Raw genomic sequence first — 14,412 nt, 5'->3', positions numbered from 1 at the left:
CATATTAGTAAAATGATGAGGATTTCGGTAAAATAGACAATGGATATATAAGAAACGATTATAGGAGGAAGACTACTATGGCAATTGTTGATGTATCGATTATTCCAGTAGGAACAGGTAATCCAAGTGTTAGTGAATATGTAGCAGAAGTACAAAAGGTGCTAGAGAAAAATGCGGATCGCGTGAAGTATCAATTAACACCGATGAATACAATTATTGAAGGAGATCTTCCTGTCATTCTAGAAGTAATTCAACAAATGCATGAAGTTCCATATACGAAAGGTGCACAGCGTGTTGCAACAACAATTCGTATCGATGATCGTCGTGATAAAGTAAGCACGATGGAAAAGAAATTAAACTCTGTTCGATCAAAATTATAAGGAAAAGCAGCGATTTTCGCTGCTTTTTTCATATAGGAGGTAGATAAGATGAGTGAAAAGTTTAATGAACAATTTGACGGGTTACTAGAAAAATACACGGAACTATTACTTGGAGAGAGCAATGAAGAGAGAAAAGAACAGGTGCAGAAGTGGGCACTGTATTCTTACATAGCGAAGACGATGCCGGCTTTAGTGAAGCATTGGAATGAGACATATCCTGATGCGAAAGAAGAGATGGTACAGTTAATTACAGATATTAAAAGGCTGAATGAAGAGAAGCGAAATGAGCAATAAAAAAACTTGAGGGAAATATAATCGTAAGTTTTCTGTATTAATATCCTTATATAATTTACATGGAGTATAAAGGATTTTATAGGCATGTCGAATATTTTCGACATGCCTATTTTATGCCTATTAAACTCCATTTTTCTAAATGTCGAAAAATATTTCAGGTATATTTATAAGCAGAAATATAGGTTTTTAAATGTTTTTATAGTATTTTATAAATTATCTAAATAATTATTTGTATCCAATAATTTTAAACAATGATATAATTTTGAAGAGGGGTAAAAAACAGATAAATTACAGTCATAGGGGTGAATTACATGGAACAATTAATGCGAAATTCGTTTCTTTTCTTATCTAAAAATAAAGCGCTAACAAAACTGGCTAAAAAGTACGGTTTACGCTTTGGTGCAGGTCGCTTCGTCGCAGGGGAGACGATTGAATTAGCGACAGCTGCCATTCAACAATTAAATAAGCAAGGTCTTTGCGTAACAATCGATTATTTAGGTGAATTCGTTGATAATGAAGCGGAAGCAAATGAAATGGCTAACCAATCGATTGAAGCGATCCGTGCAATTGGAAGAGAAGGTCTTGATTCGCAGCTTTCTTTAAAGATGACTTCTATGGGATTAGATATCTCTGATGAAATCGTAATGAACAATATGCGCCGTATTTTAGAAGCGGCGAAAGAAAATGGTGTGTTCGTTACCATTGATATGGAAGACTATACACGCTGTGGTAAAACAATTGATATCTTTAAACAATTAAAATCTGAATACGATAATATTGGTACTGTTATTCAAGCTTACCTATATCGTACAGAAAAAGATATTGAAGATTTAAATGCTTATAATCCGAATTTACGTCTTGTAAAAGGTGCTTATAAAGAACCTGAAGAAGTGGCGTTCCCAGACAAGAAAGATGTAGATGACAATTATAAAAAAATTATTAAAATGCACTTATTAAATGGAAATTATACTGCAATTGCTTCACATGACGAAGCGATTATTGAATATACAAAAAAACTTGCTGAAGAACACAATATTCCAAGGGATCAATTTGAATTCCAAATGTTATATGGTATTCGTAATGAGCGTCAACTTGAGCTAGTAAAAGAAGGATACAAAATGCGTGTTTACGTACCTTATGGAAACGACTGGTATGGATATTTCATGCGTCGTTTAGCAGAACGTCCAGCAAACGTTGCGTTCGTATTAAAAGGTATGGTTAAAAAATAACCAAGGAGAAAATACTCCTTGGTTATTTTAATTGCTGAAATGCATAATGTGCCATTTTCTTCGTATCAGGATATAGTTGCGCACGAGTAGAAGATAATACGACGTTAATGACGCGTTTACCGTCTTTTTCATCCACTGTTACGACTGTATATTTGCCAAGTGCTGATAGACCGCTTTTACTTCCAATCGCATATGGATCATCATATAGTTCTTCTCGTCCGTAGTTTGCGATGTTTGGAGAGCGTTCTGAAGTATGTAGAGTTGTACGTGTTGAATTCATATATTCTAAAACAACTGGATACTTTAATGCTTCTTTCGTAATAATAGCAATGTCATATGGCGATACTTTATTTCCAAGTGCATCAGCACCACTTGCGTTCTTGAAAGTCGCATGCTTTGTACCGAGTTCCTTCGCTCTAGCATTCATCATTTTCACAAATTCATTTTTTGATCCTGCGATATGTTCTGCAATTGATTCAGCTATTGGATCTGCACTAATGATAAGCATAAGTTTTAATGCCTCATCACGCTTTAATTTTTCTCCAGCACGAAGTTTAATTTTCTTACTTTGACTTTCTGTTTTAATTGCGTTTTCTGTAACTGTAATTTCTTCATCTTCTTTTACATTCTCTAGTAAAAGAAGGGTTGTCATCATTTTGGCTATACTAGCCGGATAAGAGCGTTCGTCTTCACGTTTCCCATACAAAATTTCACCTGTGTCTGCATCGATTGTAACTCCGTATTGCCCAGTAATATTAGGTTGATCAGCTCTTACAGATTGTTGCCTTTGTGCATAAGAGAAGAAAATCATCCCTGTAAATAGTGTGGCAATCATTACAATCATAACTATTGTTCGTTTCATTATAATTCCCTCATTTGTTACAAATAAATTGGGCAGAAAAAGCAGCCATTAATCATTATGCCACGTTCTCTGCCCAAAAATATAGCGTTATTTTTCGCCCATATTATGCTTTTTATATTGTTGGTTATTACCTTGACGTCCTTTTTCCACGCCGTGGTTATGCGGACCTGCGTTTCCAGTTACACTAGCTGCACTAATTCCAGCCTTTGAAGGGTTCTTCTTAAGTTTTGCCATATATATTCCTCCAGTTTCGTCAGATTATAAAAAGGGAAAGTGTATTTTAGTGAAGAAAATACATATATAGCATGGCCAAATGAAAGAAAAATATTTATTTCAGAAAATTTTATCAATAAATATATTGCGAAAATTTAAACAGTATCATATATTTATTAGTAGAGGCTCACTCATTGATTGCGACTTATGTCGAAAAATTGAATGAGCATTCATTCAAGAATAGGGGGAGAATTGGATGTTCCAAATTAAAAAGGCTGCTGTTCTAGGTTCAGGCGTAATGGGTTCGGGAATTGCGGCACACTTAGCTAATATTGGTATTCCGACATTATTGCTTGATATTGTACCACCTGCGCTTACGAAAGAAGAAGAAGCGAAGGGACTTACATTAGAACATAAAAGTGTGAGAAATCGTTTTAGTAATACGGCTGTGCAAAAACTATTAAAGCAAAAACCAGCTCCTCTGACAGTGAAAGGAAATCTAGCACTGATTGAAGCAGGTAACTTAGAAGATGATCTTGAGCGTCTAGCTGATGTAGATTGGATTATTGAAGTAGTAGTTGAAAACTTAGATATTAAAAAGAAATTATTTGAAAAAGTAGACGCTGTTCGTAAACCGGGCTCAATTGTAAGCTCGAATACGTCAGGCATTTCAGTTGAAAAAATGGCAGAAGGTCGTTCAGACGACTTCCAGAAACACTTCTTAGGCACACACTTTTTTAACCCACCACGATATTTAAAACTTCTAGAGGTAATACCGACGAAAGAAACAGATCCACAAGTATTAAGCTTCATGAAACTATTTGGCGAAGACGTTCTTGGAAAAGGCGTTGTTATCGCAAAAGATACACCAAACTTTATTGGAAACCGCATCGGTACGTACGGTTTACTTGTTACTCTTCAAGAGATGGTAAAACGCGGCTATAGCATTGGGGAAGTTGATTCTGTAACAGGCCCACTTATCGGTCGTCCGAAGAGCGCAACGTTCCGCACATTAGATGTTGTCGGTTTAGATACATTCGTACACGTTGCAAATAACGTATATGAAAATGTGCAAGAAGAAGAGCGTGATGTATTTAAAGTACCAGCTTTCATGCATGACATGCTTGATAAAAAATGGCTTGGAAGCAAAACAGGTCAAGGCTTCTTCTTAAAACAAGGAAAAGAAATTTTAGAACTAAATCCTGAAACGATGGAATATGAAGCGCGTAAAAAATTAAAAGCTGCATCCGTAGAGTTAAGTAAACAAGAAAAAGGATTAGCGAATAAATTGAAAGCGCTTGTATACGCAAAAGACCGCGCAGGAGAGTTGTTATGGAACATCATTACACCAACTCTTTTATACTCTGCAAAACTTCATAAAGAAATTGCTGACGATATCGTTGCAATTGACCAAGCGATGAAGTGGGGCTTCGGCTGGGAGCAAGGACCGTTTGAAGTGTGGGATGCAATCGGCGTTGAAAAATCTGTTCAAAAGATGGAAGAAAACGGCGTAGTTGTTCCTACTTGGGTGAAAGAAATGTTAGAGAAAGGTTTCACTACTTTCTATAAACATGATAACGGCGATAGCTACTATTACGATAATGGCGAATATAAGCTAATCGAGCGTAATAAAAAAGCAATTTCTCTTAAGCAATTAAAAGCGAAAAATGGTGTATTAAAGAAAAATAGCGGAGCGAGCTTAATTGATTTAGGCGACGGTATCCTTTGCTTAGAGTTCCATTCGAAGAGCAATGCAATCGGTATGGATATTACGCAAATGATTAACTACGCTGTTGATGAAGTAGAAAAGAATTATAAAGGTCTTGTTATCGGTAACCAATCGAAGAACTTCTGCGTTGGTGCGAACCTAGCAATGATCTTAATGGAAGCACAAGACGATAACTACTTTGAAATTGAGTGGGTTGTGAAAAACTTCCAAGATGCAATGACGAAAATTAAGTACTCTTCTAAGCCAGTTGTAGCAGCACCATATGGTATGACGCTTGGCGGAGGTACAGAAGTTTGCTTACCAGCAGCGAGCATTCAAGCTTCTAGTGAAACGTATATGGGCTTAGTAGAAGTTGGTGTTGGCTTAATCCCTGGCGGAGGCGGTAATAAAGAGCTATACATTAAACACTTAAACAAAATGGCAAACGGTGTAGAGTTTGATCTGCAAAAAGTTGCAAATAAAGTGTTCGAAACAGTCGCAATGGCGAAAGTTTCAACTTCAGGACAAGAAGCAGTTTCTCATAACTTCTTAGGTGATAAAGATGGTATTAGTGTGAATGGTGATCACTTACTATACGATGCGAAACAGAAAGCACTTGCTTTATATGAAGCTGGTTATAAAGCGCCGATCCGTAAAAAGATACCAGTTGTTGGGGAAACAGGATATGCAACTCTTGCACTTGGTGCGGAAGCAATGCATTTATCTGGTTACATTTCAGAGTACGATCTTCACATTGCTAAGAAACTTGCATATGTCATTGCGGGCGGAAAAGTGCCGTACGGAACAGAAGTTGATGAGCAATATTTATTAGATGTAGAACGTGAAGCATTTATTAGCTTAGTAAGTGAGATGAAATCACAAGCAAGAATGCAGCACATGCTTGTAAAAGGAAAGCCATTACGTAACTAATAACGAGGGGAGATATCGTTCATGAGAGAAGCTGTCATTGTTGCGGGAGCAAGAACACCAATTGGAAAAGCAAAGAGGGGTTCATTAAAAACAGTTCGTCCTGACGATCTAGGGGCGTTAGTAGTAAAGGAAACGTTAAAGCGTGCGAATTATGAAGGACCAATCGATGATTTAATTTTCGGTTGTGCGATGCCAGAAGCAGAGCAAGGTTTAAATATGGCTCGTAATATCGGCGGATTAGCAGGACTTTCTTACGATGTTCCAGCTATTACGATTAACCGTTACTGTTCTTCAGGTTTACAAAGTATCGCTTACGGAGCAGAGCGTATTATGCTTGGTCACTCTGAAGCTGTATTATCAGGCGGAGCAGAATCAATGAGTTTAGTTCCAATGATGGGACACGTTGTTCGTCCGAATAGTCGCCTTGTAGAAGCGGCTCCAGAATATTATATGGGTATGGGACATACAGCAGAGCAAGTTGCTGTGAAATATGGAATTTCTCGTGAAGAGCAAGATGCATTTGCAGTAAGAAGCCATCAACGTGCTGCGAAAGCATTAGCGGCAGGAAACTTTGCTGATGAAACAGTACCTGTAGATGTGACGTTACGCTCGGTTGGATCAAACAATAAACTTCAAGAAGAAACAATCACTTTCGCACAAGACGAAGGTGTAAGAGCAGAGACAACGCTAGACATTTTAGGGAAATTACGTCCAGCATTTAACGTTCGCGGTTCTGTAACAGCTGGTAACTCTTCACAAATGAGTGATGGTGCAGCATCTGTATTATTGATGGATCGTGAAAAAGCAGTAAGTGATGGTATGAAGCCACTTGCTAAATTCCGTTCATTTGCAGTAGCTGGCGTACCACCAGAAGTAATGGGAATCGGTCCAATCGCTGCAATTCCGAAAGCGTTAAAACTAGCTGGTTTAGAGCTATCTGATATCGGCCTATTCGAACTAAATGAAGCATTCGCTTCACAATCAATCCAAGTTATTCGTGAACTTGGTTTAGATGAAGAAAAAGTAAACGTAAACGGTGGTGCAATCGCACTTGGACATCCACTTGGCTGTACAGGAGCAAAACTAACACTATCTCTTATTCACGAAATGAAACGCCGCAACGAACAATTCGGTATCGTAACAATGTGTATCGGCGGCGGAATGGGAGCAGCGGGAGTATTTGAATTACTATAAAAAAAGTGGAATCGGCTTGTTCAGAATGTGAGGGGGATGGAGCTTCAGACGTAGAGGCGCTCTTTGCCTCGTAGGAAGAAGCGAAGCCACCGAACATTCTAGCCGCTGGAACTGGACTATAAAAAAAGTGGAAGTGGCTTGCTCAGAACAGGAGGGCGTTGGAAGCCCTGACGAAGAGGCGCTTTTTGCCTCAAAGGAAGGGGTGAAACGACCGACTGTTCTAGCCACTGAAACTGGATTATAAAAAAAGAATGGAAGCAACAAAGGTTTATAAAAACAAAAGGGAGAGCCAGCTTCTTTCAAAAAGAGAGAAGCGGCTCATGAAAATATGAAGGAGGAAATTTTCATGGAAAAAACAGTAGGAAATGCGGTTAAAGGCGGTAGCTTTTTAGTAGATGAGATTACGATTGATCAAGTGTTTACGCCAGAAGATTTTTCATCTGAGCATAAAATGATTGCTAAAACGACAGAGGACTTTATCGTAAATGAAGTTCTTCCAGAGCTTGAATATTTAGAGCAACATGAGTTTGATCGTTCAGTTCGTCTTTTAAAAGAAGCTGGAGAACTTGGTTTATTAGGCGCTGACGTACCAGAAGAGTACGGCGGAATTGGTCTTGATAAAGTAAGCTCAGCGTTAATCGCAGAGAAATTCTCTCGCGCTGGTGGTTTTGCAATTACTCACGGTGCTCACGTAGGTATCGGATCTTTACCAATCGTATTATTCGGTAACGAAGAGCAAAAGAAAAAGTATTTACCATTACTTGCAACTGGTGAAAAATTAGCTGCATACGCATTAACAGAGCCAGGTTCAGGATCTGACGCATTAGGCGCAAAAACAACTGCACGTTTAAATGCAGAAGGTACACATTACGTATTAAACGGTGAAAAACAATGGATTACAAACTCTGCATTCGCTGACGTATTCGTTGTATATGCAAAAATAGATGGCGAGCACTTCTCAGCATTTATTGTAGAGAAAGACTACGCTGGCGTATCTACAAGCCCAGAAGAAAAGAAAATGGGTATTAAATGTTCTTCAACTCGTACGTTAATTTTAGAAGATGCGTTAGTACCGAAAGAAAACTTACTAGGTGAAATCGGTAAAGGTCATATTATCGCATTCAACATTTTAAATATCGGTCGTTATAAATTAGGTGTTGGTACAGTTGGATCGGCGAAACGTGCAGTAGAAATTTCAGCACAATATGCAAACCAACGTCAACAGTTCAAACAACCAATCGCTCGCTTCCCATTAATTCAAGAGAAACTTGCGAATATGGCAGCAAAAACATATGCAGCTGAAAGCTCTGTATATCGTACAGTAGGTTTATTCGAAAGCCGCATGAGCACATTATCTGAAGAAGAAGTAAAAGACGGTAAAGCAGTAGCAGCTTCTATCGCTGAATATGCAATCGAGTGCTCTTTAAACAAAGTATTCGGTTCTGAAGTATTAGACTATACAGTAGATGAAGGTGTTCAAATTCACGGTGGTTACGGATTTATGGCAGAATACGAGATTGAAAGAATGTACCGTGATTCTCGTATTAACCGTATTTTTGAAGGAACGAACGAAATTAACCGCCTAATCGTACCAGGTACGTTCTTACGTAAAGCGATGAAAGGTGAATTACCACTTCTTCAAAAAGCACAAAAATTACAAGAAGAGTTAATGATGATGATGCCAGAAGAAGTGGGCGATGAGCCATTAGCACTTCAAAAATATTTAGTAAGTAACGCGAAGAAAATCGGCTTAATGGTAGCTGGATTAGCAGCTCAAAAATACGGTAAAGCATTAGATAAAGAGCAAGAAATTCTTGTGAATATCGCTGACATCGTAAGCAACCTATACGCAATGGAGTCAGCTGTTCTTCGTACAGAAAAAGCAATTAAAACAACTGGTCTTGAAAAGAATAAACAAAAAGTGTTATACACTGAAGTATTCTGCCAAGAAGCATTCAACGAAATTGAAGCAGATGCGAAAGAAACACTTATCGCAGTTGAAAACGGCGACATGCTGCGCATGATGTTATCATCATTACGTAAATTAACTCGCCACACACCACTTAACGTAATTCCGAAGAAACGTGAAATCGCTGCGAAAATTTTAGAAGATGAGCGTTACACAGTTTAATAGCTGTACAGAAAAGTAGTCGTATAAACGGCTGCTTTTCTTTTTTTTTGGAAAAAATGAAATTTTTAGTGACATAAAACTAATGACATTAGTATAATAAAACTAATAGTATTAGTTTTCGTGAAAAGGGAGATGGAAATATGAGAATGATACATGAACAAACGGTATATCAATTGTCATTTTTGCCAAGAGTGTTTCCTGTGAATTGTTACTTTGTGGAGGAAGAAGATGGTTTAACTTTAATTGATGCGGCTTTGCCATATAGCGCAAAAAGTATTTTACAGGCGGCTGAGAAAATAGGAGAACCAGTTACTAAGATTGTATTAACACATGCGCATGATGATCACATAGGTGCATTAGACGCATTAAAGGAAGTACTCCCTCATGTTCCAGTCTATATTTCTAAGCGGGACGCAAAGCTGTTAGAAGGAGATACGACGTTACAAAAGGATGAACCAAATATACCGATAAAAGGCGGTGTACCTAAAAAGGTAAAAACGGTACCTGATGTTTTATTAGAAGATGGCGACCGAGTTGGATCGCTTCTTGCGATTATGACACCGGGACATACGCCAGGATCCATGTCGTTTCTTGATGTACGAAATAAAGCTCTTATTGTTGGGGATGCATTTCAAACAAGAGGAGGTATGGCTGTTTCGGGACAAATGAAATTTTGGTTTCCGTTTCCTGCGATGGCAACGTGGAGTAAAGAAATATCAGTACAAAGTGCAGAGAAGTTAAGCGAATATGAGCCTTCCTTGCTTGCGGCAGGACATGGGAAAATGATAAAGAATCCAGGCACTGTCATAGAGCTTGCTATTAAGGAAGCGAAACGGAATATAGAAAGTAAGAAAGAGGGTTAATTTATGTCACCGAGAATCGGACTTACATTACAGAAAATTGTAGAAACAGCTGCAGAAATTGCAGATGCAAATGGAATACAAGAAGTGACATTAGCTTCATTAGCGCAAAGGTTAGGGATACGTTCGCCCTCACTATATAATCATGTAAAAGGGTTACAAGATGTACGGAAAAATCTTGGTATTTACGGAATAAAACAGCTGCATAACAAACTGGAAGAAGCGGCCGAGGATAAACGTATGGATGAAGCAATTCATGCATTAGGAGAAGCGTATGTAGCATTTGTCCGAAAACATCCTGGACTATATGAAGCAACTTTTTTACGAGATGAAGAAGTAAGAAAAGCAGGTGACGGAATTGTAAAGCTTTGTCTTCAAGTATTACAACAGTATGGCTTAGAAGGAGAGAATGCACTTCATGCGACACGCGGATTCAGAAGTATTTGTCATGGATTTGCTTCGATTGAACAGCAAGGCGGATTTGGTTTGCCGTTAGATCTGGATACAAGTTTACATGTATTATTGGAAACGTTTATTAAAGGATTACGTGAATAAGAAGCGAGACAAACAAAAACCTTAGAAGTGATTCTAAGGTTTTTTAGTGCATATGATTCGAAAAGAGCGATAGGCTTTTTCTCATTACATGATATTATTTAGCAGGTTTGAAAAATGTGTATATAGCTACGGAAAGGCAAACGAAAATAAAAGCAATAGGATCTTGATATGGACTAGGCTCAGAGCCCTTCTGGATTTCTGTAAGGAAGTCATGTGTTTTCATGTTCATTGCTCCTTTAACTAATAAGTTTTATATGATGCGAGGGTTATAGTGGATAGGGAGTATTTTTTGAAATTTCATATAATAATTATTGCATAGCAATTCTATTCCTAAAACTATAAAATATAAAGTTTTCATAATATGTAAAATTGCATATTATTCTTTTTGTAAAATTCGTTATATTATATTTATATTTATATTTAAATTAAAGGATTTTAATGAGATAAATGAGAATAACTGGAGGGATACTGTGGGTAAAACAGTGTTAGAAGCGTATAGTGTGGAAAGAAAAATCGAGAATATAACATATAAAAATCTATTTGTAATGATAGCAATGATTATAGGGATTTCACTCCTAGGAGGATTATTTCTTGGTTTAGCCTTTGAGATTTATGGAGAAGAAGCATTAAGTACTAAATTAGAAGGATATTACTTACTCTTATTCGATGCAATTGTTGTTGCTATCGTTTTATTAGCTTATAAACCAGTTCTTCATTTTATTAAATACATTTGGGATGTATCCGTTTTGAAGAATGGGAAGACATATTTATATCTATTAATTGGTTTTATTATCATTGCAGTATCACAATATTTAATGTTACATGTGTTTAGTTTTGAAAGTGCAGCAGAACAAAAGGAACAATTAGGAGGTTTAGGACTTCAAAATAACATACAAAGTATTATATATGTGTTAAGTATTGCTATCATTACGCCGGTTAAAGAAGAAATTCTATTTCGAGGTATTTTATATCGATTTTTAGAAAAGAAATATAATTTTTTAGTTAGTATCATTATTTCTTCCTTCATTTTTGGAATTCTTCATGGAGGTCTTCTAATTACAGCAACGATTATGGGAATGGTATTTGCAATGTTATACAAAAAGACGCAATCTATTATACCTAGTATTATTTTACACATTGTATGGAACTTACTTGTGAGTATAAGTATGATTGTATCTCTATAAAAATAAATACATAACCAGTATAAAAGATGAATGGCTTAGCTATTCATCTTTTATTTTGTATGCACGTGAAAAAGTTAATTCATGTATACAATCAAAAAATAGCTAAATACTAACAGTGAACGAATAAAGAAAGGTAGGAGTATTCCATGCAAAATTTAACAGAGCTTGAAGTAGAAAACTTACGTCATTTAATTGGTGGACACGCAACAATTATTAACAAGTTGGAGCAGTATGCACAAACGTGTACAGATCCACAATTGAAACAAATGTTACAAAAGGATGCGCAAGATGCACGAAATACGAAACAGCAATTAATGACTTTCCTAGGATAGGAGGAAGCGGAAAATGAATGAAAAAGATATGGTAAATGATTATTTAGCAGGATTAAATGCAAGTTTAACAAGCTATGCAAATTATATTGCTCAGTCTGATAATGAGCAGTTACATCAAACGTTAATTCAAATTCGTAATCAAGATGAGATGCGCCAACGTAATATGTATGAGTACGCAAAGCAAAAAAGTTATTACAAACCGGCAGCACCTGCTAATCCAATGATTGTGCAGCAATTAAAAAGTCAATTAAGTGCGGAATAACGGGATGACAAAAAACGGGCGAATGAAGTCGCTCGTTTTTTGTTTTGAGCATGTCAATAAATATAAAATAAATATTTTTCCAGTTGTAACAAATATGACGAAAATGGAATATAACAATTCACAAAAAGGACAAATACTTTGTTCAATATTTCACAAAGTATCCATGGTTTCTATCGTGGGAACCTCTATAATTAGGAGTGTAAAGAGCAAAAGAAATAGATTATATGATCAATTAGGAGAGATTGCTATGAAAAGACATACAAGAAAAATTGCAATTATCGGTACTGGATTAGTTGGATCAAGTTGTGCGTATTCCATTGTAAATCAAGGAATTTGCGAAGAACTATTATTAATTGATATAAATCATGAACGTGCAGTTGGGGAAGCGATGGATTTATCACATTGCATTAACTTTACAAATACAAGAACAAAAGTATATGCAGGAAGCTATGAAGACTGCAAAGATATGGACATTGTTATTATTACAGCAGGGCCAGCACCAAAACCTGGACAAAGTCGCTTAGATACTTTAGGAGCGAGTGCGAAGATTATGGAAAGTGTTGTTGGCGGCGTAATGGAAAGTGGATTTGATGGTATTTTCTTACTTGCATCGAACCCAGTTGATATTATTACATATGAAGTGTGGAAATTATCTGGATTACCTAGAAATCGCGTAATCGGTACTGGTACATCATTAGATTCTTCTCGCTTAAGAACAATTTTATCTGAAATGCTACATGTAGACCCTCGTAGTATCCATGGGTATTCATTAGGAGAACATGGTGATTCTCAAATGGTTGCTTGGTCTCATGTAACTGTTGGTGGAAAGCCAGTTCTGCAAATTTTAGAAGAACAAAAAGAACGATTTGGTGAAATAGATTTAGATGAAATTGTTGAGAAGACTGCAAAAGCTGGCTGGGAAATTTATAAACGAAAAGGTACTACTTATTACGGAATTGGAAATTCTCTAGCATATATTGCGAGTTCAATCTTTAATGATGATCACCGTGTTATTGCTGTATCAGCCATTTTAGATGGTGAGTACGGTGAATATGATATTTGTACAGGAGTACCTGCTATTATTACTAGAGACGGTATAAGAGAAGTTGTAGAACTCAATTTAACAGAGGATGAAGAATCTCGATTCGCAAAATCAAACGATATTTTACGTGATTATATGAAAACAATTGGTTACTAACTTATAGAAGAAGGTGAAACGAATGAAGGAATATATAATGTCTCGTGTATTTAAAGCATCTGCTGGAATCGCACAAGGTATTTTCGTATCCCTCGGAATTGGTTTACTGATCGAAAATATAGGAAGAATTGTTGATATACCATTACTTATTACAATCGGAGTTGTTGCAAAATCCCTTATGGCACCGGCGATTGGTGCCGGCATTGCTTTTATGCTCGGTGCAAACGGTCTTGTAATCTTCTCGGCGATGGTAGCCGGAGCAATTGGTGCCGGATCCATTTCAATTACTGAAGCTGGTCTAATTATTAAAACAGGTGAGCCAATCGGTGCATTATTAACAGCAACTTTAGCTGTATATATTGGTAAACGTTTAAGCGGAAAAACTGCGTTAGATATGATGCTCGTTCCATTTGCAGCAATATTAGGTTCTGGTTTAGTTGGTATTTGGTTATCTCATAATATTACTCCTGTTTTAAATGCAGTTGGAGCGTTTATTAAAGATAGCTCAGCTGGTAGTCCGTTTATTGCTTCTATCGTCATTGCAGTAGTTTGGGGACTATTACTTATCTCTCCAGCTTCATCAGCTGCGTTAGCAATTGCACTTAGCTTAGACGGTGTTGCAGGTGGTGCTGCTCTTGCCGGATGCGTCGCTCAGTTTATCGGATTCTCTGTCATCTCAGCGAAAGAAAACAATTTAGGTGGCATATTAGCTCAAGCACTTTGTACTCCGAAAGTACAGTTGCCAAATATCACTAAAAACCCAATGATTCTCGTTCCAACTGTCGTCGCCAGTGCTATAGTCGGTCCAGTATCAGCATTAATTTTCCAACTGGAAGCAGGAAAGGAAATTGCAGGTCTTGGATTAAGTTCTCTTATCGCACCAATTAATTTAATTTCCAGCCAAGGGTGGGAAGTTCTCCCGGCGATGGTAATTACTTATATCGTCATTCCAGTAGCTGTTTCTTATATACTTTACATTGCTCTTAAAAAAGCAGGTCGTATTCACTCTGGTGATATGACTGTACCGCAATCTTAAGTTGAAAATCTCCTTACTAATAGATAAAAGCAGACTGAGAAGCC

15 protein-coding genes are annotated in these 14,412 nt (G+C 37.1%); 13 read left to right on the top strand and 2 right to left on the bottom strand.

From position 1 onward, the window contains the following. Positions 1-77 precede the first annotated feature (77 nt). The 3 genes from MKY21_RS25185 (at position 78) to MKY21_RS25175 (ending at position 1,903) form a co-directional block, all read left to right on the top strand. Complete coding sequence (locus MKY21_RS25185) at positions 78-380, top strand: MTH1187 family thiamine-binding protein (RefSeq protein WP_001018860.1); 303 nt, start codon at positions 78-80, stop codon at positions 378-380. Positions 381-428: 48 nt separating this feature from the next. Beyond that, entirely contained in the window at positions 429-674 is a 246-nt protein-coding gene (locus MKY21_RS25180; RefSeq protein ID WP_001290594.1) for a YusU family protein, read from the top strand. A gap of 311 nt (positions 675-985) precedes the next feature. Then, positions 986-1,903 carry a proline dehydrogenase family protein gene (locus MKY21_RS25175; RefSeq protein WP_000436785.1) on the top strand — a complete coding sequence of 306 codons (918 nt, stop codon included), beginning with the start codon at positions 986-988 and terminating at the stop codon, positions 1,901-1,903. Between the two features lie 22 nt (positions 1,904-1,925). Here MKY21_RS25175 and MKY21_RS25170 read toward each other — a convergent pair whose 3' ends face one another. After that, on the bottom strand, positions 1,926-2,765 hold the full coding sequence (locus MKY21_RS25170) for a D-alanyl-D-alanine carboxypeptidase family protein (protein WP_044794995.1): 840 nt from the start codon (positions 2,763-2,765) through the stop codon (positions 1,926-1,928). Between the two features lie 87 nt (positions 2,766-2,852). After that, on the bottom strand, positions 2,853-2,999 hold the full coding sequence (locus MKY21_RS25165) for a YuzL family protein (protein ID WP_001096344.1): 147 nt from the start codon (positions 2,997-2,999) through the stop codon (positions 2,853-2,855). Between the two features lie 235 nt (positions 3,000-3,234). Between MKY21_RS25165 and MKY21_RS25160 the strand changes: the two genes are divergently transcribed. From MKY21_RS25160 to MKY21_RS25115, 10 genes are all read left to right on the top strand, one after another. Beyond that, positions 3,235-5,616, top strand: a complete 2,382-nt coding sequence (locus MKY21_RS25160) for a 3-hydroxyacyl-CoA dehydrogenase/enoyl-CoA hydratase family protein (RefSeq protein WP_000486375.1) — start codon at positions 3,235-3,237, stop codon at positions 5,614-5,616. A gap of 21 nt (positions 5,617-5,637) precedes the next feature. Further along, complete coding sequence (locus tag MKY21_RS25155) at positions 5,638-6,810, top strand: acetyl-CoA C-acetyltransferase (RefSeq protein ID WP_001206324.1); 1,173 nt, start codon at positions 5,638-5,640, stop codon at positions 6,808-6,810. A gap of 346 nt (positions 6,811-7,156) precedes the next feature. Then, positions 7,157-8,941, top strand: a complete 1,785-nt coding sequence (locus MKY21_RS25150; RefSeq protein ID WP_000416290.1) for an acyl-CoA dehydrogenase family protein — start codon at positions 7,157-7,159, stop codon at positions 8,939-8,941. 140 nt (positions 8,942-9,081) lie between these two features. Continuing rightward, on the top strand, positions 9,082-9,804 hold the full coding sequence (locus tag MKY21_RS25145; RefSeq protein ID WP_341077594.1) for an MBL fold metallo-hydrolase: 723 nt from the start codon (positions 9,082-9,084) through the stop codon (positions 9,802-9,804). 3 nt (positions 9,805-9,807) lie between these two features. Next, positions 9,808-10,356, top strand: coding sequence for a TetR/AcrR family transcriptional regulator (locus MKY21_RS25140; protein WP_000074923.1), 549 nt, complete (start codon positions 9,808-9,810; stop codon positions 10,354-10,356). A gap of 470 nt (positions 10,357-10,826) precedes the next feature. Further along, a complete protein-coding gene (locus MKY21_RS25135; RefSeq protein WP_000520912.1) occupies positions 10,827-11,540 on the top strand; it encodes a CPBP family intramembrane glutamic endopeptidase in 714 nt (237 codons plus the stop codon). A 146-nt stretch (positions 11,541-11,686) separates the two neighbouring features. Next, positions 11,687-11,872 (top strand): hypothetical protein, encoded by a 186-nt coding sequence (locus tag MKY21_RS25130; protein WP_001180555.1) that lies wholly within the window; start codon positions 11,687-11,689, stop codon positions 11,870-11,872. Positions 11,873-11,885: 13 nt separating this feature from the next. After that, positions 11,886-12,134 carry a spore coat protein gene (locus MKY21_RS25125; protein WP_001002987.1) on the top strand — a complete coding sequence of 83 codons (249 nt, stop codon included), beginning with the start codon at positions 11,886-11,888 and terminating at the stop codon, positions 12,132-12,134. Between the two features lie 247 nt (positions 12,135-12,381). After that, positions 12,382-13,332, top strand: a complete 951-nt coding sequence (locus MKY21_RS25120) for an L-lactate dehydrogenase (protein ID WP_000820652.1) — start codon at positions 12,382-12,384, stop codon at positions 13,330-13,332. A 22-nt stretch (positions 13,333-13,354) separates the two neighbouring features. After that, entirely contained in the window at positions 13,355-14,368 is a 1,014-nt protein-coding gene (locus tag MKY21_RS25115; protein WP_000666172.1) for a PTS transporter subunit IIC, read from the top strand. Positions 14,369-14,412 lie beyond the last annotated feature (44 nt).

The organism is Bacillus sp. FSL R9-9497 (genome assembly GCF_038005805.1).
GTDB lineage: Bacteria > Bacillota > Bacilli > Bacillales > Bacillaceae_G > Bacillus_A > Bacillus_A cereus.
The sequence above is the reverse complement of the archived record's forward strand: the minus strand, read 5'-3'. Positions and strand labels throughout refer to the sequence as shown.